Origin of the sequence: Streptomyces sp. NPDC012508 (assembly GCF_042902595.1) — a bacterium.
Classification (GTDB): domain Bacteria; phylum Actinomycetota; class Actinomycetes; order Streptomycetales; family Streptomycetaceae; genus Streptomyces.
Genome location: NZ_JBIBEO010000002.1, coordinates 620,619 through 641,298, shown reverse-complemented (window position 1 = coordinate 641,298; position 20,680 = coordinate 620,619). Strand labels below are relative to the sequence as shown.

The window sequence follows — 20,680 nt, the reverse complement described above, 5'->3', positions numbered from 1 at the left end:
CTACGTAACAGGTGTATCGCTGGTTGCAACGTGCGCTACCGTACGCTCGCACCCCCGACGCCACAAGGAGTGGTCGGAATGCCCGAAGCGCCCCGCACGGCCGTGGACAAGGCCCTCGACCTGGTCGAGGCCGTGGCCCGCGCGTCCCAGCCGCCACGCCTCACCGATCTGGCCGAGGAGGTCGGCCTGCACCGGGCGACCGCGTACCGCGTCCTCCTCGACCTGGTCCGGCGCGGCTGGGTGCTGCGCGTCGGCGACCGGTACCTCCCGGGCGTCGCCGTACTGCAGCTGTCGTCCGCCGCGTCCCGGAACTCGCTCGGAGTCCTGGCCCGGCCGGTCCTGGCGGAGCTCTCCGAGCGCAGCGGCATGATGGTCAATCTCCAGGTGCCGGAGGCGGACCGGTCACGTGTGATCGACGTCGTACGCCCGGATCGCCTGGCCATGGTCAGCCGGTTGATGGGTCATTCGCTGCCCGTCCACCGCTTCGCGGGCCCTCTCGCACTCGTCGCGGCGCTCGCCCCGGCCGACCGGGCGCCGTACCTGCGCGTGGCCGAGGAGGACGGGTGCCAACTGGCGGGGCCCGAGGGGCTGCTGGCCGACATCGAGCGCACGGAGCGGTCCGGGTTCGCCGTCGAGTACGGGCGGAACGAGCAGCCCGTCGCCTCCCTCAGCCGTGCCGTCGTCCCCCGTCCTGGCTCGCCCGTGTGCGCGCTGACCCTCGTCGGCCTCGCCCCGGAGTTCGACGCGGCCCGGCTCCCCCCGCTGCAGCAGATCCTGCGCGAGGCGGCCGACGAGCTCGCACGCGTCCTCTCCACCCGGGGAGAGCCGGCCGGGCAGCCGACGCCCGCCTCCTCTTCCCCCTCCTCCCCGGGCGGTCCTGAATGAGCGAGATCCTGTTCCTCGACGGCCCCCTGACCCGCGCCGCACTCGACCCGCACCGCGTCATCGACGCCACGGCCACGGCACTGATCGCCATCGCCCGGTCCGAGGTCTCCGCGCCGCCCCGGATCGCCGCACGCGCGCCGGACGGCCTGCTCGGCGCCATGCCCGGGTACGTCCCCGGACTGGGCCTCGGCGCCAAGCTGGTCTCCGTGTTCGCCGACCGGGCGGCGCCGGGCCGGAGCAGCCACCGCGGGTTGGTCGCCCTCTTCGACGAGACGGACGGCCGCCCCCTGGCACTGATGGACGCCGGGCCCCTGACCGAGGTGCGTACGGCGGTCACCGCCACGCTCGGCGCCCGCGCCCTGGCCCGGCCCCGTCCCTCCCGCGTCGCCGTCATCGGGACCGGGGCCCAGGCCCGCGCCCAGATCGGCCTCCTCGCCGCGCTCGACCCGGCGACGCCCGTCGTCGTGGCCGGTCGTGACCCGCGACGCGCCCGCGAGACCGCGGCATTTCATCCGGCCGCACGGGTCGGGGCCGGGATCGAGGAGGCGGTCCGAGGAGCCGACCGGGTGTTCTGCTGCACCGGAGCCGTCCAGCCCGTGGTCCGCCGCGCGTGGCTCGACCCGGGAACCCACGTCAGCTCGGTGGGCGGCTCCCACGGCCCTGAACTGGACGCCGACACCGTCCGCGACGCGGCCCTGTTCGCCGAGTGGCCGGGCGCCGCCACGACCCCGCCTCCCTCGGGCTCCCATGAGCTCCAGAACCTCCCCTCCGACCGGCCCGTCACGCTCCTCGGTTCCGTCCTCTCCGGCGACCACCCGGGCCGACGGGATGCCGACGAGATCACGCTGTTCAAGTCCACCGGCCACGCCGCACTGGACGTCGCGGCCGCGCACGTCGCCTACTCCGTCGCAACGGCCCGCGGGTGGGGTACCCGCATGGAGATGTAGGTCGTCCGCGTAACAACGGCTCGTTCGGTCAGCGGTCCAGTGCGGGCAGGTGGGCCAGGCCGGTGTCGAGCATGATGCGGTCGACCGTCCCGGACAGGGTGCTGTCGGCTCCGATGACGGTCTCCGACTCGCCGGGAAGCAGATCGCGCGGGCGGTACCAGTCGCGTAGCTGCGACTCGTCGACGTCATGGGCGATCGGTTTGGTGGCGTGCCGGGCCACCGTCTCCTCGAACGGCACGTCCAGGTAGTAGCCGTGGGTGGGGCCGCGGTGGTCCGCGCGCAGCCGCGCGAGCATGTCGCCGTAGTGGGCGGCGGTGAGGATTCCTTCGACGACGACGTGATAGCCGGCATCGAGGGCGTAACGGGCGGTCAGGTCGATCAGGCCGATGTTCGCCGCACGGGGCCGGTCCCGCTCGCGGAGCACGACACGTCGGAGGTTGTCCTGGCCGACCAGGGCCAGGCCGCGGCCGAACCGCTCACGGAGACCGGCCGCGACGGACGACTTCCCCGACGCGCTGTTGCCACGCAGCACGACCAGCCGGGTCTCTTCGGTTCCCACCATCACGAGCGGCCACGCTACCGGTGGCCGTCGCGACGGACCCCGGAATTCGCCCTCGGCCCTAGGGGGTGAGGGGGTCGAGGAGGTGAGGGCCGTCGTTGCGCACGCTGTTGACCGCGGTGGACACGGCCGCCACCGCGAGGCGGCCGTCCGCAGGGGTGTGCAGGAGGGTACGGAGAGCTGCCGTGTCCTGGTGGGAGGGGTCGAGCCACTCCTCGTAGTCGTCCGGGTCGAGCGCGAGGGGCATCCGCGGGTGGATCCGGCCCGCCGCGTCGGTGGCCTCGGTCGTGATGACGGTGGCTGTGGTGAGCCAGGCCGCCGGATCGCCGTCGTCGGCGACAGCGGGGTCGCGCCAGAACTCGTACAGCCCGGCCATCGCCACCACGGACCCGGTCTCGGGCCGGATGAAGTACGGCTGCTTGTACGCCTTGGCCGATGCCGTGGCGGGAACGGCGACCCACTCGTAGAAGCCGTCCGCGGGCAGCAGGCAGCGGCGCTTGGCCAGGGCTCGCCGGTAGGCCGGCTTCTCGTGGACCGTCTCCACCCTAGCGTTGATCATCCGTGACCCCACCGCCGGGTCCTTCGCCCAGGACGGGACCAAGCCCCAGCGCACAGGGCGCAGTTGCCGCTCCACGGCGCCGGTGCCCCGTTCCGCCCGCTCCAGCACCGCCCACACCTCGTCGGTGGGTGCCACGTTCCAGGAGGGCTCGAGGACGTGGTCGGTGTCGAGGCGGGCGTCGAAGAGACCCGCGAGGTCCTCGGGCGCTCGCGAGGAGGCATATCGGCCGCACATGCCCTCCAGTGTCGCACCGGCCCCCGGTCATCGTGGTGAAGGACGGCGGCCGGGACACCTCGCTCGGTGCCCCGGCCGCCCACCGGTCAGCGACTCACCCGATCTCGACGAGGAGGTCGCCGCCTTCCACCTGCTGGATCCTGGTGATGGCCAGGCGGGACACCCGGCCGCTCCTCGGGGCGGTGATCGAGGCCTCCATCTTCATCGCCTCGATGGTCGCCACCGTCGCACCCGCCTCGACCTCGTCGCCCTCGGCGACGGCCAGCGTGACCACGCCGGCGAACGGCGCGGCGACGTGGCCGGGGTCGGACCTGTCGGCCTTCTCGGTGACCGGGAGATCGGCGGCCGCCGCGTTGTCGCGTACCTGGATCGGCCGCAGTTGGCCGTTCAGGGTGGACAGGACCGTACGCATACCGCGTTCGTCGGCCTCGCCGATGGCCTCCAGCTCGATGAGCAGCCGCACACCCGGCCCGAAATCGACGGTGTACTCCTTACCCGGGCGCAGCCCGTAGAAGAAGTCCTTGCTGTCGAGCACGCTCGTGTCGCCGTACGCCTGGCGGTGTGCCTCGTACGCCTTCGTCGGGCCGGGGAAGAGAAGGCGGTTCAGCGTCGCGCGCCGGTCCTTGGCCAGGCCGGTGCGGTCCTCCGCGGTCAGCTCGCGCATCGGCTTGGGACCGGCGCGGCCCTCCAGCGCCTTGGTGCGGAACGGCTCCGGCCAGCCACCGGGAGGAGTGCCCAGCTCGCCGTGGAGGAAGCCGACGACCGAGTCGGGGATGTCGAAGCGGTTCGGCGCCGCCTCGAAGTCCTCGGGTGCCACCCCGGCGCCCACGAGATGCAGCGCGAGGTCACCCACCACCTTCGACGACGGCGTGACCTTCACCAGCCGGCCCAGCATCCGGTCCGCGGCGGCGTACGTCGACTCGACGTCCTCGAAACGGTCGCCGAGGCCGAGCGCGACGGCCTGCGTGCGCAGGTTGGAGAGCTGCCCGCCGGGAATCTCGTGGTGGTACACGCGCCCGGTCGGCGAGTCCAGGCCCGCCTCGAAGGGGGCGTAGACCTTGCGGACGCTCTCCCAGTACGGCTCCAGATCACCGACCGCCTGCAGGTCGAGGCCGGTGGGCCGGTCGGAGTGGTCGGTCGCGGCGACGATCGCCGACAGCGACGGCTGGGAGGTGGTACCGGCCATCGAGGCCACCGCGCCGTCCACCGCGTCGGCCCCGGCCTGGATCGCCGCGAGATACGTGGCGAGCTGGCCGCCCGCGGTGTCGTGGGTGTGGAGGTGCACCGGCAGGTCGAACTCCGCGCGCAGCGCGGAGACCAGCTTGGCCGCGGCGGGGGCGCGCAGCAGGCCCGCCATGTCCTTGATCGCCAGCACGTGCGCTCCCGCGGCGACGATCTTCTCCGCCAGCCGCAGGTAGTAGTCCAGGGTGTACAGCTTCTCCGCCGGGTCGGAGAGGTCGGACGTGTAGCAGAGCGCGACCTCGGCCACCGCCGTCCCGGTCGCCCGTACGGCCTCGATGGCGGGGCGCATCTGGTCGACGTCGTTGAGCGCGTCGAAGATGCGGAAGATGTCGATGCCGGTGGCGGCGGCCTCCTCCACGAAGGCATCGGTCACCTCGGTCGGGTACGGGGTGTACCCCACGGTGTTACGGCCCCGCAGAAGCATCTGCAGGCAGATGTTCGGGACGGCCTCGCGCAACGCGGCGAGGCGCTCCCACGGGTCCTCCGCGAGGAAGCGCAGCGCGACGTCGTAGGTGGCGCCGCCCCAGCACTCCAGGGACAGCAGCTGCGGCAGGTTGTGCGCCACCGCGGGGGCCACGGCCAGCAGATCCTTGGTACGGACCCGGGTGGCGAGCAGCGACTGGTGGGCGTCGCGGAAGGTGGTGTCGGTGACACCGATGGTCGGCGACTCGCGCAGACTCCGCGCGAAGCCCTCCGGACCGAGCGCGAGAAGTCTCTGACGGGAGCCGGAGGCCGGCTCGCCCGCGGGCAGCGCCGGCAGCTTGCCGGCCGGGGAGATCAGCTCGGGCCGCGGGCCGTGCGGCTTGTTCACGGTGACGTCGGCGAGGTAGGTGAGCAGCTTCGTACCGCGGTCGGCGGAGTGGCGCGCGGTGAGCAGGTGCGGCCGCTGCTCGATGAACGCCGTCGTGACGTTTCCCGCCTGGAAGTCCGGGTCGTCGAGCACGGCCTGCAGGAAGGGGATGTTCGTGGACACGCCGCGGATACGGAACTCGGCCACAGCGCGCCGGGCGCGGTCGACGGCGGTCCTGAAGTCCCGGCCCCGACAGGTCAGCTTGACCAGCATTGAGTCGAAGTGCGCGCTGACCTCCGTTCCGGCGTGGGTCGTGCCGCCGTCGAGCCGGATTCCGGAGCCGCCCGGAGACCGGTACGCGCTGATCATGCCGGTGTCCGGGCGGAAGCCGTTGGCCGGGTCCTCGGTGGTGATCCGGCACTGCAGGGCGGCACCGCGCAGCACGACGGACTCCTGCGACAGGCCGAGGTCGGCGAGGGTCTCGCCGGCGGCGATGCGCAGCTGCGACTGCACCAGGTCGATGTCGGTGACCTCCTCGGTCACCGTGTGCTCGACCTGGATGCGCGGATTCATCTCGATGAAGACATGGTTGCCGTCGCGGTCGAGGAGGAACTCCACGGTGCCCGCGTTGCGGTAGCCGATCCGGCGGGCGAACTTCACGGCGTCGTCGCAGATGCGCTGCCGCACCTCCGGGTCGAGGTTCGGGGCGGGCGCGAGTTCGATCACCTTCTGGTGGCGCCGCTGCATCGAGCAGTCGCGCTCGTACAGGTGGATGACGTTGCCCTCGCCGTCGGCGAGGATCTGCACCTCGATGTGGCGCGGGTCGACGACGGCCTTCTCCAGGAAGACGGTCGCGTCGCCGAAGGCGGACTCGGCCTCCCGGGCCGCCGCCTCGATGGACTCGCGCAGCGTCGCCGGGTCCTCGACCCGCCTCATGCCTCGACCGCCACCGCCCGCGACCGCCTTGACGAAGACCGGGAAGCCGATGCCGTCGGCGGCCGCCACCAGTTCGTCCACGTCCGTGGAGGGCGCCGAGGAGCCGAGCACGGGTACGCCCGCCTCCCGGGCGGCGGCCACGGCACGCGCCTTGTTCCCGGTCAGCTCCAGGGTCTGCACGCTCGGGCCCACGAACGTGATGCCCGCCTCCTCGCAGGCGTGCGCCAGTTCCGGGTTCTCGGACAGGAACCCGTACCCCGGGTAGACGGCGTCGGCGCCGGCCAGACGGGCCGCCCGGACGATCTCCTCCACGGAGAGGTAGGCCCGCACCGGATGTCCGGGCTCGCCGATCTCGTACGCCTCGTCGGCCTTCAGCCGGTGCAGAGAGTTGCGGTCCTCGTGGGGGAAGACGGCCACCGTGCGCGCACCCAGTTCGTAGCCTGCGCGGAACGCGCGAATCGCGATCTCCCCGCGATTGGCCACCAGTACCTTGCGGAACATCCTGATCCCTTCACCCTGCCGGTGATGAGCAACGGGTCGCCGACACCTCCCCGCGTACGTCGTGCCTGGGAGCGGCACGCGCCCGCGTCGTGCCCGGCTCGTTTCGGCAACGCTAAGGGCTGCGCCGTGGCCTTCTGAAGAACCCACGACAGTGACATGGATCATCGCCGCCCCGCTGTGCGAGAGGGGCCCGGAGGGGGTACCCGGCAGGGTCCTGCGCGCTCGACGTGTACCTCGCCGTCGGCAGAATCCTTTTCGCATCATGCGGCGCATTCGGGTGATATTTGAGTGTCCCCATATTTTCCAGTGCCTATGATCCACTGTTGTGACAGAGAGTCAGTACGCCCGGGTCGCCCAGGACTCGGCCGATGTGGTCATCCTCGGGGCCGGCCCGGCCGGCTTGGTGCTGGGGAACCTCTTACTTCGCAGCGGAATCGACTGTGTCGTGCTGGAACGTGCCGGTCGTGACCACGTCCAGAACCGCGCACGGGCAGGCTTCCTCGCCGCGAACACCGTGCGGATCCTGGAACGCAACGGTCTCGACGGGGGAGTGCGCCGGCGCGGGCGGGAGCACAGCGTCTGCGAGTTCCGCACCGAGGACGGCCGCTTCCGCCTGGACTACCGAAGCCTCGGCCGAGGCGAGCCGCACACCGTCTATCCGCAGCACGAGCTGGTCGCCGATCTGCTGGCGCAGTTCATCGACGCCGGGGGGCGGATCCGCTTCGACACCGAGGCGGTCGCCGTGTCCGACGCGGACGGCCCCACGCCCACGGTGGCCGTACGGGAGGGCGACGGGCGCCCCGGACGGTGGCGGGCACGGTACGTCGCCGCCTGCGACGGCCGCCACGGGGCGGGTCGGCGCTCGCTTCCGTCCGGCGTGGTCCACCGCCACCACCGCGACCACGGCGTGTCCTGGCTGGGCCTGCTCGCCGAGGCGCCGCCGAGCCTGGACGCCGTGGGTTACGCGACCCACCCGCGCGGTTTCGCCGGGCACATGGCCCGCTCTGTCGAGATCACCCGCTACTACCTGCAGTGTGAACGCGGTACCCGGGCCGACGCATGGAGCGAGGACCGCGTCTGGGCCGAGCTCGACCTGCGCATGCGCGCGACCGAGTACGGACCCCTGCTGCGCGGCCGGGTCGTCCAGCGTGCCGTCGTCGACCTCGAGTCCGACGTGCTCGAACCGCTGCGCCACGGCTCGCTGTTCCTGGTGGGCGATGCCGCCGCCCTGATCAGCCCGTCCGCCGCGAAGGGCGCGAACCTGGCGGTGCTGGAGGCAGAGATCCTGGCGCAGGCCCTGACCGCGGACCTCGCCCACGGCGACCGCGAGCCACTCGACTCCTACTCGGAGCGGTGCCTGGCCCACATCTGGCGTGCGCAGGAGTTCTCGCACTGGATGATCCGCCTCCTGCACGACGACCCGGGCACCGAGAGCGCCTCCCTCTTCCAGAAGCGTCTGCGCCACTCCCGGTTGGCCTCGCTGCGCACCTCGCGCACCCAACAGGACTGGTTCGCCGAGAACTACGTCGGCATCTGACCGACCCTCTCTTCTTCTCTTCCTCCTCTTCTCTTCTCCCGACTTCGTCCCCGTTCCGGGCCAGGCCCGGGCTTCCTCCTTCACACACGGACAGGGAATGCATTCCGAACATCCCTTCACCATGCCCGCGAACACGCCGACGGCCGACGTCGGTGACGACGCGGAACGGCTGAGCGCCACGGCCGGATTCGTCCGGGAGCAGGACACGTCCGTGCTGCTCTCGCGCGTGTTGCCCGGGCTCGACGGTCCCGAACTGCGGGCACTGACGGACCGGTGCCGCTTCGCGCACGCCGCCGTGCTCGTGTTCCCGCCCGACGAGCAGGCGCTGCGGGCGGACCTGGCGGCGTGCGGGCTGTCCGCCGACGCGGGGGCGCAGCCCAGCGTCGTCGTGCGCGAGCGCCTCGCGTCACGCCACCGCCGCGATCCGGCGGATCTTGACGTAAGGATTCTCCGTCCCGTGGTCCGGGGCCCCGCAGAGGAGCACCGAGCGGTCGAGGTGTTCGCGTTGACGGTGCCACCGGGCTCCGGGCTGTCCGGGATCGCCGCCGAGGAGCGCCGCCTGGACCACGAGGCGCATCTCGCCTTCGACGTCGAGCAGCCCGACCCCCTGGTGCTGCGCGGGCTGTTGGCGAGCTTCGCGCGGCACGGCGCGGCGGCCGACGGGGGCGGCTACAACCCGCATGAGGACGGCACCGTGTTCTACTTCACCGCTCCCGCCGACACGAAGACGGCGTACCGGCGCGTCGAGCTGTACGCGAGCGGAGACCACCGGGACGTACTGACCGAGCATCTCGGCCGGCCCCAGGCCCCGGCGGGGGAGGCGCGGCAGACAGGCGAGCCCCAGCCGGCGGAAACACTCTTGTGGCTGCTGACCGGCGCCTGGACCACCCAGGCCCTGGCGGCCTGCGCACGGCTTCGGCTGCCGGAGGTCATGAACCGCCACACCGGGGCGGACAGTGCGGAGCTGGCCCGGGCCGTCGGCGCCGACCCGCAGAGCCTGGCGACCCTGCTGCGGTACCTCGCCATGCTGGGTGTGGTCTCCGAAGGGCCCGACGGCTTCCGACTCACCGCCGTCGGAGCACTCCTGGACTCGGAGGCGCCGGGCTCGATGCGCGCCCTGGCGCTGATGTACGGCGGCCCCTTCTACCAGTCCTTCGCGCACCTGACCCACACCGTACGCACCGGACGACCCGGCTTCGAGCATCTCTACGGCGAGAACCACTTCGACCACTTCGCCCGCGACCCCGAACTCGCCCCCCTGTTCGACCAGTCCATGGTGTCGAGCGCCGCCATGTTCGACGCCCTCCCCTCGCACCCGGTCCTGACCGCCGCCGCCACCGCCCCCGGCCGCCCTCGTACCGTGGTCGACATCGCGGGCGGCACCGGAGAACTCCTCGGCCGCATCCTGACCGCCCACCCCGGCCTGCGCGGCATCCTCCTCGAACGCCCGCAGGTCCTCGCGGCGGCGCGCACGTACCTGGACTCCACCGACGTCGGCGAGCGGTGCGGATACCGGGCGGGCGACTTCGCGGACGTACCCCCGGGCGGTGACGTCTACATCCTCTCCCGTGTCCTGCACGACTGGGACGACGACCGCTGCCGGAGCATCCTGCGGCACTGCGCCGACGCCATGCCGCCGCACGCGGACCTGCTCATCGTCGAACGTCTCCTGCCGGCCGACGCCGCTCCCTCGCTCGCCACCGCGTGGGACCTCCACATGATGTGCAACACCGGAGGCCGCGAGCGTACGGCCGGCCACTATGCCCGGCTGCTCGAAGACCAAGGCCTCCAACTCGTCGGTCACACCCCGCTCGCACTGGGCGCCCACGCCCTCCACGCCCGCAGACCCTGACGTCCCGGCCCGCCTGGAGGGGTGAACCCCCTCCAGGCGCCGGTATCTTGGTCACGTCGGGCCACCCTGTCCTGCGACCGGCGTGATGGAGGGGGACGACGCAGATGATCACCGCTCTTCCGGCCGAGTTCTGGACCGTGCGGTACGAAGGCTCGCGCTTCCCGGGCGCTGCCGCCGTGGCCGCCCGACCGGGCCTCGCGGCCGGCGCCAACTGTCAGTTGTACGCCTACGAGGTGCTCCGGCATTTCGGCCTGACCCCTCCGGACCTGCGCTCCTCCGAGTTGTGGAGCGACACGGAGGCCACGGTCCGCGTACCGGTCGCGCAGCCCCTCGACCTGGTCCTGTTCAACTCCACCGCCTCTGCCTACGGGGCTCACGTCGGTGTCCATGTCGGGGACGACGCGATCCTCCACCTGTGCGCGGAGGTCGGGCGGCCGGCGGTGTGGGGGGCGGCCGATTTCGCGGCCCGCGAGCGTTACGGCGTCCGGCTCGGAGCCAAGAGGGTCCTGCCGTCCCGGCCGGACCGACACACCCCCGAGGGGTGGTCAGCCGCGGCGGGACGCGCGGGAGGTCCCTCGTCGGTCACGACGTGACGGGGACGGGGGCGTGTGCCTCGTCGGGGTCCTGTTCCGGCCCTTCGCCGCTGAGCTGCTCACGCAGGTAGTTCCAGAAGACCGCGATGAGCGCGGCCAGCGGGACGGCGAGCAGACTGCCCACGATGCCGGCCAGGCTTCCGCCGAGGGTCACCGCAAGCAGGACGACGGCCGCGTGCAGGCCGAGTCCGCGACTCTGGATCATCGGCTGGAACACGTTTCCCTCCAACTGCTGTACCACGACGATGATCGCCAGAACGATCAGCGCGTCGGTGAGGCCGTTCGACACCAGCGCGATGAGAACCGCGACCAAGCCGGCGAACAGGGCGCCCACGATCGGTACGAACGCGGAGACGAAGGTCAGCACCGCGAGGGGAAGGACCAGAGGGACGTCGAGTATCCACAGACCCAGGCCGATGAGCACGGCGTCGAGGAGGCCGACGAATGCCTGGCTGCGCACGAAGGCTCCCAGAGTGTCCCAGCTCCGCTCCGCCACGATCGGGACGTCGACGGCGAGCCGGCCGGGGAGCTGGCGGGCGAGCCACGGTACGAACCGCGGGCCGTCCTTGAGGAAGAAGAACATCAGGAAGAGGGCGAGGAAGGCCGTCACCACGCCGTTGAACACCGTGCCCACGCCGGTGGCGACCGCGGTGACCATGCTGCCGATGCTGTCCTGAACGCGGGCGATCGCCGTGTCGAGAGCCCCGGAGATCTCGTCCTCGCCGATGTTCAGCGGCGGCCCGGCCGCCCACTCACGCAGCCGCTGGATTCCCTCGACCACGCCCTTGGAGAGCTCCCCGGACTGGGATGCGACCGGCACCGCGATGAGCGCGACGATCCCGGCGACGGCCAGGACGAACGTGACCGTGACGACCCCTGCCGCCAAGGCGGGAGGCCAGCCGTGCCGCCGGAGGAAGCGGGCCAGCGGCCAGGTCAGGGTCGTGAGGATCAGTCCGACGATGAGAGGCCAGACGACCGACCACATGCGACCCAAGATCCACAGGGCCACCCCCGCCATCAGCAGGACCAACAACGACTCGGCGGACACGCGAGCCGCTGTGCGCAGAGCGGCGGCGGCTTTCGTGGAACTCAACGTGGCAGACATGGGGCCACCTTATGGACCCGCCGGTCCGCACTCGGGCCCCGCCCCCGCTGCCCGGGTCGTGGCCGCCTGCTCCCACGGGCCACGAACTGCGCGCCGCCGTCGCGGAGATCGGCACACCCCGCTCCTACTCCGAGGGCGAGGCCCTTGTCCTACGACCATTTCGGCGCCCGGCAGTTCGCAGGTGTGTGAGCAGGAGACCGGGGCACATGATTTTCCGGAGGTAAACAATCATGGTTCCCCTGCTTCTCGTTCTTCTGTTGATCCTGATTCTCTTCGGTGCCGGATTCGCGCTGAAGATTCTCTGGTGGATCGCGATCGCCCTGCTCGTCGTCTGGCTGCTCGGTTTCGTCGCCCGCCCCAAGACCGGTAGCGGTCGATGGTATCGGTGGTAGCCGGCCCGTTCCGTCGATCCGCGCCGCGCGCCCGTCCGAATGATGTGAATGGGCGACCGGAAGCGGGGTAGGCGGAATTCCGGCGGGACGTGAGGTCCGCCGCGCACGACGTACGGAAAAGTAGAAGCGGCGAGAATTTCCTCGCCGTACTCCCTTTATCGGAGGAGTTGTTTTCGCGTGACTGAGCATGTGTGGAGTTTCAAGTCGACCTCGGGCCACCTGGCCGGTGCCGATCTCACCGGTTACAAGGTGGAGGCCACCGACGGGAGCATCGGCAAGGTCGACAAGCACTCCGACGAGGTCGGTGACGCCTACCTGGTCGTGGACACCGGTGTGTGGATCTTCGGGAAGGAGGTCCTCCTGCCGGCGAGCACGGTGACCCGGGTCGTTCCGGAGGACGGGAAGATCTTCGTCGACCTGACCAAGGATCAGATCAAGGACTCGCCCGAGTTCCACCGTGAGAAGCACCTCGGCGACACGGGGTACCGCGAGGAGCTCGGCACGTACTACGGCTTCCCGCCGATCGGCGGCCGCCCGCTCTGATCGCCGGGCGTGACAGGGGTGTGGGGCCCGAACTCGCTGAGTTCGGGCCCCACACCCCTGTCATGAGTCCGCTCCTCACCCGTCAGAGCGTGGTGGGGAACCGGTCCCAGGCGCGGTGCCCGGCCAGGGACTTCGTGATCTGCTTGAGGACCGCGCCGGGGGTTCCTTCCAGCACGATGCCCGGTTCGTCCGCTCCGATGCCGGCGGCATCGAACGTCAGGGAGGCGTTCCCCCATCCGCCGATCGCCTTGCCGTGGCGGTACGCCTCCGACACCAGCAGCAGGACACGGGGGTCGGGACCGCCGGCCCCGGCCGCACCGGCCTTGGCGTCCCGGGCGCCGTGGGCGTCGGCAGCGGCGTCGGGCGTTCCGGCGAGCAGGAGGGCGTCGAACTCGATGGAACGGGCGGCGGCGAAGGTGCGCTGCACGGTGACCGGGTTCTTCCCGCGGCCGAGGACGCCGCCTGTGGGGGCGATGACCAGGGGAACCATGCCCGCCCTGAACACGGCGTCCCGTACGGAGCGGACGCTTCTCAGGTCTGCCGCCGGGTGGGCGACGATGCCGATGACCCGTCCGTCCACGGGCCAGGTCCGGCCGAGTTGCGACAGTGCCGGGCTCGGGTCGGGGCGGGTGAGGGGCTCCGTGGGGGCCGGTACGGGGAGTCCGAGTCCGGTGGCGACCTCTTCGCAGAGCTGGGGGTCGATGTTGGCGAGGACGGCCAGGACACGTTCCTTGACGGCCTGCTCGTAGCACTTGCTCAGTTCGAACGTGTAGGCGGCGACGATGTGTTCGCGCTCGACGGGCGTCATGCTCAGCCAGAAGAGCCGGGGCTGGCTGAAGTGGTCGGCGAACGACGCGGGAGCCTCACGGACCTTCTGTGCGGCGGGCAGCTCTACGGGCGCTTCGATGAAGGCGGCGGTGTCCGCTCCGGCGAGGAAGGGGCAGCCGCCGTCGAGGCTGTTGGGCCGGTAGGGGGCGGTCCCGGCATGGACGGCGGTCTGGTGCATGCCGTCGCGGAGCATGTCGTTGACGGGAGCGTGTGGGCGGTTGATGGGGATCTGGGCGAAGTTCGGGCCGCCGAGCCGGCTGATCTGCGTGTCGAGGTAGGAGAACAGCCGCCCCGCGAGGAGCGGGTCGTCCGTGACGTCGATGCCGGGAACGAGATGCCCGGGGTGGAAGGCCACCTGCTCGGTCTCGGCGAAGTAGTTGACCGGGTTGGCGTTCAGCGTCATCAGCCCGATGGGCTGTACCGGTGCGAGCTCCTCCGGGACGATCTTGGTGGGGTCGAGGAGGTCGATGCCCTCGAAGGTCTGGTCCGGGGTGTCGGGGAAGGTCTGGATGCCCAGCTCCCACTGGGGGAAGGCACCCGCCTCGATCGCGTCGGCCAGATCCCTGCGGTGGAAGTCGGGGTCCATGCCGTTGGTGATCTGTGCCTCCTCCCAGACCAGGGAGTGGACGCCCAGCCTGGGCTTCCAGTGGAACTTCGCCAATGTCGTGCCGCCTTCGGCGTCGACCAGGCGGAACGTGTGCACGCCGAAGCCCTCCATCATCCGGAACGAGCGGGGCAGAGCCCGGTCCGACATGTTCCAGAGGGTGTGGTGGGTGGCCTCGGTGTGCAGGGACACGAAGTCCCAGAAGGTGTCGTGGGCGCTCTGTGCCTGCGGGATCTCCCGGTCGGGGTGCGGCTTCGCGGCGTGGATGACATCGGGGAACTTGATGGCGTCCTGGATGAAGAAGACCGGGATGTTGTTGCCCACCAGGTCGAACGTGCCTTCCCCGGTGTAGAACTTCGTCGCGAACCCACGCGTGTCACGCACCGTGTCCGCCGAGCCCCGTGAACCGAGGACGGTGGAGAACCTGACGAACACCGGCGTCTCGGCGCCCTTGGCCAGGAACGCCGCCTTGGTGATCTTCGCCGCCGTGCCGTAACCCTGGAAGATCCCGTGGGCGGCGGCGCCGCGTGCGTGCACCACGCGCTCGGGGATGCGTTCGTGATCGAAGTGAGTGATCTTCTCGCGAAGGTGGTGGTCCTGCAGCAGCACCGGCCCTCGTGCGCCGGCCTTCAGGGAGTGGTCGCTGTCGGGGAGCCGGGTACCTTGTGCATTCGTGAGATAGGCGCCTCCCTGGGCCACGGCGGCCTGGGGAGCGCCGGTGGGCTGCCCGGTGGGGCTCACCGTGTCGGGGCCGCTCTGGTCCGGCTTGGGCGGCAGGGGCTCCTGGGGCCGGGTGGGCTCCGCCACGGCGGGCGGCCGGGGCGAAGGCCGTCCGGGCGGTTGTTCCGACGCGGGCTGCTTCTTCGGCGTGGTCCCGGCCTTCGTGACCCTGCCGGCCGCGGCCTTCTTCGCCTTCTTCTGCACCATGCCTGACGTCTCCTCCTGGCGGACTCCGCGCCCGCGAGATCCCTGCCGCACAGGTCGGCGGGGGCCGGAGCGGCCCCGCCGCAAGCCTCGCCCCTCCAGCCGCCCGCGGCACGCCGAGTACGCCCGTACCGCCTACAGCCGGACGATGCGGCGGGCACGACCGGGGCAACTCCGCGTGTCCGGCGCCGGCACCGATCGACAGATCACCGCATCGTGGATGAGTCACCCCGCAGGGGGCAGTCGCAGGGAGTGGCTGGCACCTGTCGGCCGCGATCCGGCCCGTCGATCATGGAGGTACGCCGTGTCCGCTACGGCTCTGACCCCGGGCGCCCTGCCTGCCGGGCTGATCGCCCTGCCCGGTGTCTACCGACCGCAGGCGGACACCCGTCTGCTCGCGCACGCGCTCTCCCACGAGGAGCTGGGCCCCGGCACGGACGTGCTGGAGATCGGTACGGGAACCGGCGCCCTCGCCCTCCACGCCGCGCGGAGACGGGCACGGGTCACGGCGGTCGACGTCTCGTGGTCCGCCGTCGTCACGGCCCGCCTGAACGCTCTGCGCCAGCGACTGCCCCTGCGCGTCGTGCACGGCGACTTCGCGGCACGCGCCGCAGGCCGCCGCTTCGACCTCATCCTCTCGAACCCGCCCTACGTCCCCGCACCGAGCGCCAGGCCGCCCTCGCGGGGGCCCGAACGTGCCTGGGACGCCGGACCCGACGGGCGCAGTGTCATCGACCGGATCTGCGCGAGCGCACCGGCGCTGCTGCGTCCCGGCGGGGTCCTGCTCATGGTCCACTCCGGGCTGTGCGGGGCCCAGGAGACCGTCGACCGGCTGCGCGGCGCGGGAATGGCCGCGGAGGTCACGACGAGAGCCTCGGTGCCCTGGGGACCCGTCCTGCGCTCGCGCCGGGCCTGGCTCGAACGAGTGGGGCTGGTGGCCGAGGCCGAGGAGCGGGAAGAGCTGGTGGTCATCCGTGCCCGCTGACCCGCGGAACATCGCAGGCCCGGGCCGTACGGAAGCACCGGCCCGACGGCTGGCCGTGGACCCGAAGGGCCCCGTCCTGGTGGAGGGCCCCGTCGAGATCGTCCTCGACGACGGAACGGTCGCCCGGTCCGATCGCTTCATGGTCGCCGTCTGCACATGCCGCCGCAGCCGTACGTACCCGTGGTGCGACACCAGTCATCGCCCCCGCGAGCGCGCCGCCTCGCCCTCCGAGAACGAGGACCCCCAATGACGCCCTCCGTCACGAGCGCCACGGCCACCGCCGCCGGGCCCCGCCTGGCCGAACCGCGCGGCGAGCTGTCCGCCACCGTCACCACGGCCCTGCGGTCGAACGGCGTGCCGGAATACAGCCCGGGCGCCGTACTGACCGCGGACCCCTGGGGTGACGACCTCCAGCTCGCCCTCTACCTCCTGTACGAACTCCACTACCGCGGTTTCGACGGGGTGGACGACGCCCGCGAATGGGACCCGGAACTCCTGCGGCTGCGCCAGGCCATGGAATCCCGCTTCCTGCACGCACTCGCCACCGAGCTGTCCGACGCCCCCCGGTCGGTGGCGGAAGCCTTCGCCCCGCTCCTCGTCGAAGAACTGGACCCCGTCGGCAGTGTCAGCCACCACCTCGAACGGAAGGGCGAGTTCTGGCAGCTGCGCGAGTACGCCGCCCTGCGCTCGCTCTACCACCTGAAGGAGGCCGACCCGCACGCCTGGGTGATCCCCCGGCTGCGAGGCCGGGCCAAGGCCGCGATGGTGGCCATCGAGTACGACGAGTTCGGCGCCGGCCGCGCCGACCGGATCCACGCCCGGCTCTTCGCGGACCTCATGGAGGACCTCGGCCTCGACCCCACGTACGGCCGCTACGTCGACCATGCTCCCGCGCCGCTGCTCGCCACCGTCAACCTGATGTCCCTCTTCGGGCTCCACCGGTCCCACCGCGGTGCACTCGTCGGTCACTTCGCCTGCGTCGAGGTGACCTCCTCACCCGGTTCCAGGCGGCTCGCCAAGGCGATGCGGCGCTGCGGGGCAGGACCGGCCGCCCAGCACTTCTACGACGAGCACGTCGAGGCCGACGCCGTGCACGAGCAGGTCGTCCGCCATGAGGTCGTCGGCGGGCTGCTCGACGACGAGCCGTCCCTGGAGGCCGACATCGCCTTCGGCTGCGCTGCCACCGTCCACCTCGAGAACCGCCTGGCCGCACACATCGGCGCGGCCTGGGCCGAGGGACGCAGCGCGTTGCGCACGCCGCTGGAGGGGCCGTGACCGTACCGGCAACCGAAGACCCGCCGGACGGAGCGACCTGAGGCGATCGGCGAGCCTGCCGCCTGGGCCCTCAGACGAGCCTGCCGGGCCCTCAGACGTGTTGGGCGCGGTGGAACAGGGCGTGCAGTCCATGTCGGCGCAGCGCCGCGCGGGCGGCGTTCGCGCCCGGCGCGCCATGGACACCGCCGCCCGGGTGGGCGGCCGCGGAGGCCAGGTAGAGGCCCTTGACGGGCGTCTCGGGGCGGCCTGTGCCGGGCGTCGGGCGGAAGATCGCCTGCTGGTGCAGGGCGGTGGTTCCGTTGTTGATGGCGCCGTTGTGCAGATTCTCGTCCAGCGCCTGGAGGGTGGCCGGGGCCAGGATGCGGCGGGCGCGGATCAGCGCCCGGAAGCCGGGCGCGTAGCGCTCCACCTGGGCTTCGATGCGATCGGCCATGGTTTCCTGCTCGCCTGCGTCCCACCGGCCGGTGATGCCGTCGGGTCCGGCGTCGGCGGTGATGCGCTGGGGGAGGTGGGTGTAGGCCCACGCCGATTCCGTACCGGCGGGCGAGCGGCGGGGGTCGGCGGTCGTCATCTGGCCGACGAGGGCGAACGGCTCGTCAGGGACGTGGCCCGTGGCGAGCTGGGCGGCGAACCGGGTCAGGCCGTCCACGCCGTCGGCCACGTGGACCGTACCCGCGCCGACCGCGCCCCGCGCCGTCCACGGCACCGGACCGCTCAGCGCCCAGTCGACCTTGAAGGTCGCGAAGTCCCAGTGGAAGCGCTCCAGATCCCGTACGAGGCGGGGCGGGAGGTGTTCTTCGCCGACGAGGTCGCGGTACAGCGAGGGAGCCGAGGTGTCGGCCAGTACGGCACGGCGCGCGCCGACCGTCTCACCGCCCGCGGTCCTGACCCCGACCGCCGTGCCCCCGCGCACCACGACCGACGCGACGCGCTCCCCGCAGCGCAGGACACCTCCGCGGCGCCGGAACCGGCTCACCAGCGCGGTGGTCAGCGCGCTGGAACCCCCGGCGGGGACGGGGAAGCCGTGGCTCTGGCCCAGCATGGACATCAGCCAGCCGAAGCCGCCACTGCCCGCTGCCTCCGGAGTGAGGTCGGCGTGCAGGGCGTTCCCGGTCAGCAGGAGCCGCCCGCCTTCGCCCGCGAACTCCTCCTCGCCCAGGCGCCGCACGGGCAGCGTCAGATTCCGCGCCAGGCGGAGCCCGCCCGTGGCGCGGAGTTTCGCGGCCAGGCGGAGCCCGGCTCGGACCGGCGGGAACGGTGTGAACAGGGCCTGCACGAGATCCGGCCCGATCCGGCTCCACGTCCGGTACATGCTCTCCCAGGCGTCGCCGTCGGCGGGCGCGAACTCCGCGAGCCCGGCCGACGTGTCCTGCACCCGGCGTTCGAGGACCGCGCACCGGCCGTCCCGCAGGGGGTGCGCCAGCACGCGCGGGGCATGGCTCCAGCGCAGGCCCTCGGCGGCCAGATCGAGGCGGGCGAGGATCGGGGAGGCCGCGGCGAGCGGGTAGAAGGCGCTGAAGACGTCCGAGACGTAGTCCGGGTGGACCCCGCGGTCGCTGCGTACCGCCCCGCCGGGCTCCTCCTGCGCCTCCAGGACCTCCACCGTCCACCCCGCGTCGACCAGCAGATTCGCCGCCACCAGGCCGTTCGGCCCGGCGCCGATCACCACCGCGTCAGGCATGCCGGCTCCCGGCGCGGTCCTGCTCCACGACCCTGGCGAGGCGGGCCAGCATGCCACGGTGACGGAGCTGGACGGCTGCTTCGCTGACGGAGTTGTGCAGGGTCCCGCCCAGACCGCGCAGCGGATGCTCGTCGCAGACGACCAGGGTCTCCTCTCCCCACGGCCTGAGCTGGAGGAAGATCCTCGCCGTGCCGAGGGCCTTGAACGCCGCCTCCAGTTCCAACTCCCGGCCGGAAACGGTGTGCCGGACCGTGGTGGTTCCGTCGGTCGACCAGGGGCCGAGACGGACGGTGTAGCGAAGCCGGGAGCCGACCTCCGGCCAGGACTGGTCGAGCGGCGTGGACTCGGACGGGCCCACCACCCACTCGCCGTAGCGGGTCGGATCGGCGAGAACGGCCCACACGGCGTGCGGGGGACGGTGGATCAGCTGATGACGGACGGCCATGAGGAGCTCCTCCTACCGGGACGGTCTGGACGCCGCCAACCCGCTCGGCAGGGCCCTGGTAGGGCGAACAGGTCGGTCCCGCGGCTCCTGGGAACAGCGGCCTCCCTCGACAGACGGCGTCACGGTCATGGTGCGCGTGCCCCGATCGCGCCGCATCTCACGCGTTTCGAGCGCGCACTTCCCGCCAGGGTCCGCCGGGGCGTACATCCGCCGGTTCCCGGTCGCAGCCGCTCGTGACGCCGTGGCCGAGGGAGTCGCCAGGACCCGACCGCCCGGCGGGCGCATCCTGGAACAAGGGAGACCGGACGAAGGTCCTGGGCGGAGGCGCGGCCGACCGGCGGACGGTACTCGGACGGACGGAGGCAGCCGTGAGGATTCGTACGCGCACCCGGCCCCTCGAGGGCCGCACCGTGGTGGTGACGGGAGCAGCGCGGGGGCTGGGAGCGGCTCTCTCCCGTGCGCTGGACGACCGGGGTGCGCGGCTCGCCCTGCTGGGCCTGGAGGGGCCGCGTCTGGAGGAGGTGGCCGCCTCGTTGCGTCACGAGGCGGTGTGCTGGGAGACCGACGTGACCGACGACGCGGCCGTGGCCGACACCGCGCGGCAGGTCCGTGCCCGCCTCGGACCCGTGTCCGCGGTGGTGGCCAACGCGGGGGTCGCCGAAGGAGGTACGTTCGCCGACTCCGATCCGGCGGTCTGGCGCCGCGTCATCGAGGTCAATCTCATCGGCAGCGCGGCGACGGCACGCTCCTTCCTGCCCGACCTCTTCGCCACCCACGGCTACTACCTCCAGATCACCTCCTTGGCTGCGATGGGTACATCACCCCTGATGAGCGCCTACTGCGCGTCCAAGGCCGGCGCCGAGTCCTTCGCCCACGCCCTGCGCGCCGAAGTCGCCCACCAGGGGGTCGCCGTCGGCATCGCCTACCTCAACTGGATCGACACCGACATGGTCCGGGACGCCGACCGGCACGCCGTCCTGCGGGAACTGCGCGCCCACATGCCGCAGCCCGCACGCAAGGTCCATCCGGTGGACCTGGTCGCGGAGCGTCTGGCCACCGCCGTGGAACGTCGCAGTGCCTCGGTCTACGTGCCCGCCTGGCTCCGTGCCGTCCAGCCGGTGCGGGCGCTCCTTCCACCCGTCGTCACACACGTCGCCCGCACCGAGCTGCCTCGTCTGGAACGCACGGAACCGTTCGAGGCGACCGGCCTGCTGGGCGCCGGAGGCCGGGCCGACGACCGAGCCCGGCGCGGCTCCTGAAGCC

The 20,680-nt window shown here is 71.9% G+C and carries 18 protein-coding genes; 11 read left to right on the top strand and 7 right to left on the bottom strand.

Annotation, left to right across the window (positions count from 1 at the left end; all coding sequences use genetic code 11):
• The first annotated feature begins 78 nt into the window (after positions 1-78).
• Together ACFY8U_RS08980 and ACFY8U_RS08975 are read left to right on the top strand one after the other, a co-directional pair.
• A complete protein-coding gene (locus ACFY8U_RS08980; RefSeq protein ID WP_389567612.1) occupies positions 79-885 on the top strand; it encodes an IclR family transcriptional regulator in 807 nt (268 codons plus the stop codon).
• Positions 882-1,832 carry an ornithine cyclodeaminase family protein gene (locus ACFY8U_RS08975; RefSeq protein WP_389567609.1) on the top strand — a complete coding sequence of 317 codons (951 nt, stop codon included), beginning with the start codon at positions 882-884 and terminating at the stop codon, positions 1,830-1,832. Before ACFY8U_RS08980 ends, ACFY8U_RS08975 begins: the two co-directional genes overlap by 4 nt.
• A gap of 28 nt (positions 1,833-1,860) precedes the next feature.
• Here the strand turns inward: ACFY8U_RS08975 and ACFY8U_RS08970 are convergent, their stop codons facing one another.
• From ACFY8U_RS08970 to ACFY8U_RS08960, 3 genes are all read right to left on the bottom strand, one after another.
• Positions 1,861-2,394, bottom strand: a complete 534-nt coding sequence (locus ACFY8U_RS08970; RefSeq protein WP_389568283.1) for an AAA family ATPase — start codon at positions 2,392-2,394, stop codon at positions 1,861-1,863.
• Positions 2,395-2,452: 58 nt separating this feature from the next.
• The gene (locus tag ACFY8U_RS08965) at positions 2,453-3,184 is read right to left on the bottom strand and encodes an SOS response-associated peptidase (RefSeq protein WP_361602890.1); all 732 of its coding nucleotides are present in this window, start codon (positions 3,182-3,184) and stop codon (positions 2,453-2,455) included.
• Between the two features lie 94 nt (positions 3,185-3,278).
• Positions 3,279-6,653 carry a pyruvate carboxylase gene (locus ACFY8U_RS08960; protein ID WP_389567606.1) on the bottom strand — a complete coding sequence of 1,125 codons (3,375 nt, stop codon included), beginning with the start codon at positions 6,651-6,653 and terminating at the stop codon, positions 3,279-3,281.
• Between the two features lie 325 nt (positions 6,654-6,978).
• Between ACFY8U_RS08960 and ACFY8U_RS08955 the strand changes: the two genes are divergently transcribed.
• The 3 genes from ACFY8U_RS08955 to ACFY8U_RS08945 all read left to right on the top strand — a co-directional run bounded on the left by ACFY8U_RS08955 (position 6,979) and on the right by ACFY8U_RS08945 (position 10,635).
• Positions 6,979-8,190: a 4-hydroxybenzoate 3-monooxygenase gene (locus tag ACFY8U_RS08955; RefSeq protein ID WP_389567604.1), complete on the top strand. Its 1,212-nt coding sequence runs from the start codon at positions 6,979-6,981 to the stop codon at positions 8,188-8,190.
• Between the two features lie 121 nt (positions 8,191-8,311).
• On the top strand, positions 8,312-10,042 hold the full coding sequence (locus ACFY8U_RS08950; protein WP_389567601.1) for a methyltransferase: 1,731 nt from the start codon (positions 8,312-8,314) through the stop codon (positions 10,040-10,042).
• 104 nt (positions 10,043-10,146) lie between these two features.
• Positions 10,147-10,635 (top strand): hydrolase, encoded by a 489-nt coding sequence (locus ACFY8U_RS08945; RefSeq protein ID WP_389567599.1) that lies wholly within the window; start codon positions 10,147-10,149, stop codon positions 10,633-10,635.
• On the opposite strand, the gene ACFY8U_RS08940 is transcribed toward ACFY8U_RS08945, so the two are convergent.
• Entirely contained in the window at positions 10,625-11,740 is a 1,116-nt protein-coding gene (locus ACFY8U_RS08940) for an AI-2E family transporter (RefSeq protein ID WP_389567597.1), read from the bottom strand. The two genes, ACFY8U_RS08945 and ACFY8U_RS08940, sit on opposite strands and share 11 nt — an antisense overlap.
• 230 nt (positions 11,741-11,970) lie before the next feature.
• On the opposite strand from ACFY8U_RS08940, the gene ACFY8U_RS08935 reads away from it, so the two are divergent.
• Both ACFY8U_RS08935 and ACFY8U_RS08930 read left to right on the top strand, forming a co-directional pair.
• Positions 11,971-12,132, top strand: a complete 162-nt coding sequence (locus ACFY8U_RS08935; protein WP_361602905.1) for a hydrophobic protein — start codon at positions 11,971-11,973, stop codon at positions 12,130-12,132.
• Positions 12,133-12,309: 177 nt separating this feature from the next.
• Entirely contained in the window at positions 12,310-12,675 is a 366-nt protein-coding gene (locus ACFY8U_RS08930; RefSeq protein ID WP_361434362.1) for a PRC-barrel domain-containing protein, read from the top strand.
• A gap of 82 nt (positions 12,676-12,757) precedes the next feature.
• On the opposite strand, the gene ACFY8U_RS08925 is transcribed toward ACFY8U_RS08930, so the two are convergent.
• Positions 12,758-15,034, bottom strand: a complete 2,277-nt coding sequence (locus ACFY8U_RS08925) for a catalase (protein ID WP_389567594.1) — start codon at positions 15,032-15,034, stop codon at positions 12,758-12,760.
• Between the two features lie 301 nt (positions 15,035-15,335).
• Here ACFY8U_RS08925 and ACFY8U_RS08920 point away from each other — a divergent pair, with 301 nt between their 5' ends.
• From ACFY8U_RS08920 to ACFY8U_RS08910, 3 genes are read left to right on the top strand one after another with little or no spacing between them, the layout of a single operon-like run.
• Positions 15,336-16,016 carry a HemK2/MTQ2 family protein methyltransferase gene (locus ACFY8U_RS08920; protein ID WP_389567591.1) on the top strand — a complete coding sequence of 227 codons (681 nt, stop codon included), beginning with the start codon at positions 15,336-15,338 and terminating at the stop codon, positions 16,014-16,016.
• Positions 16,006-16,266, top strand: coding sequence for a CDGSH iron-sulfur domain-containing protein (locus ACFY8U_RS08915; RefSeq protein WP_389567589.1), 261 nt, complete (start codon positions 16,006-16,008; stop codon positions 16,264-16,266). Before ACFY8U_RS08920 ends, ACFY8U_RS08915 begins: the two co-directional genes overlap by 11 nt.
• Positions 16,263-17,291, top strand: coding sequence for an iron-containing redox enzyme family protein (locus ACFY8U_RS08910; protein ID WP_389567587.1), 1,029 nt, complete (start codon positions 16,263-16,265; stop codon positions 17,289-17,291). Before ACFY8U_RS08915 ends, ACFY8U_RS08910 begins: the two co-directional genes overlap by 4 nt.
• Before the next feature lie 91 nt (positions 17,292-17,382).
• Here ACFY8U_RS08910 and ACFY8U_RS08905 read toward each other — a convergent pair whose 3' ends face one another.
• Both ACFY8U_RS08905 and ACFY8U_RS08900 read right to left on the bottom strand, forming a co-directional pair.
• Positions 17,383-18,972, bottom strand: coding sequence for a phytoene desaturase family protein (locus tag ACFY8U_RS08905; RefSeq protein WP_389567585.1), 1,590 nt, complete (start codon positions 18,970-18,972; stop codon positions 17,383-17,385).
• The gene (locus ACFY8U_RS08900; protein ID WP_389567582.1) at positions 18,965-19,417 is read right to left on the bottom strand and encodes an SRPBCC family protein; all 453 of its coding nucleotides are present in this window, start codon (positions 19,415-19,417) and stop codon (positions 18,965-18,967) included. Before ACFY8U_RS08900 ends, ACFY8U_RS08905 begins: the two co-directional genes overlap by 8 nt.
• 368 nt (positions 19,418-19,785) lie before the next feature.
• On the opposite strand from ACFY8U_RS08900, the gene ACFY8U_RS08895 reads away from it, so the two are divergent.
• Positions 19,786-20,676, top strand: a complete 891-nt coding sequence (locus ACFY8U_RS08895; protein WP_389567580.1) for an SDR family oxidoreductase — start codon at positions 19,786-19,788, stop codon at positions 20,674-20,676.
• Positions 20,677-20,680 lie beyond the last annotated feature (4 nt).

Excerpts from the sequence above, each read along its gene's own strand:
- ACFY8U_RS08980 (WP_389567612.1), top strand. The coding sequence starts at position 79 with ATGCCCGAAGCGCCCCGCACGGCCGTGGACAAGGCCCTCGACCTGGTC.
- ACFY8U_RS08975 (WP_389567609.1), top strand. The coding sequence starts at position 882 with ATGAGCGAGATCCTGTTCCTCGACGGCCCCCTGACCCGCGCCGCACTC.
- ACFY8U_RS08970 (WP_389568283.1), bottom strand. The coding sequence starts at position 2,394 with ATGGTGGGAACCGAAGAGACCCGGCTGGTCGTGCTGCGTGGCAACAGC.
- ACFY8U_RS08965 (WP_361602890.1), bottom strand. The coding sequence starts at position 3,184 with ATGTGCGGCCGATATGCCTCCTCGCGAGCGCCCGAGGACCTCGCGGGT.
- ACFY8U_RS08960 (WP_389567606.1), bottom strand. The coding sequence starts at position 6,653 with ATGTTCCGCAAGGTACTGGTGGCCAATCGCGGGGAGATCGCGATTCGC.
- ACFY8U_RS08950 (WP_389567601.1), top strand. The coding sequence starts at position 8,312 with ATGCCCGCGAACACGCCGACGGCCGACGTCGGTGACGACGCGGAACGG.
- ACFY8U_RS08945 (WP_389567599.1), top strand. The coding sequence starts at position 10,147 with ATGATCACCGCTCTTCCGGCCGAGTTCTGGACCGTGCGGTACGAAGGC.
- ACFY8U_RS08940 (WP_389567597.1), bottom strand. The coding sequence starts at position 11,740 with ATGTCTGCCACGTTGAGTTCCACGAAAGCCGCCGCCGCTCTGCGCACA.
- ACFY8U_RS08935 (WP_361602905.1), top strand. The coding sequence starts at position 11,971 with ATGGTTCCCCTGCTTCTCGTTCTTCTGTTGATCCTGATTCTCTTCGGT.
- ACFY8U_RS08925 (WP_389567594.1), bottom strand. The coding sequence starts at position 15,034 with ATGGTGCAGAAGAAGGCGAAGAAGGCCGCGGCCGGCAGGGTCACGAAG.
- ACFY8U_RS08910 (WP_389567587.1), top strand. The coding sequence starts at position 16,263 with ATGACGCCCTCCGTCACGAGCGCCACGGCCACCGCCGCCGGGCCCCGC.
- ACFY8U_RS08905 (WP_389567585.1), bottom strand. The coding sequence starts at position 18,972 with ATGCCTGACGCGGTGGTGATCGGCGCCGGGCCGAACGGCCTGGTGGCG.
- ACFY8U_RS08900 (WP_389567582.1), bottom strand. The coding sequence starts at position 19,417 with ATGGCCGTCCGTCATCAGCTGATCCACCGTCCCCCGCACGCCGTGTGG.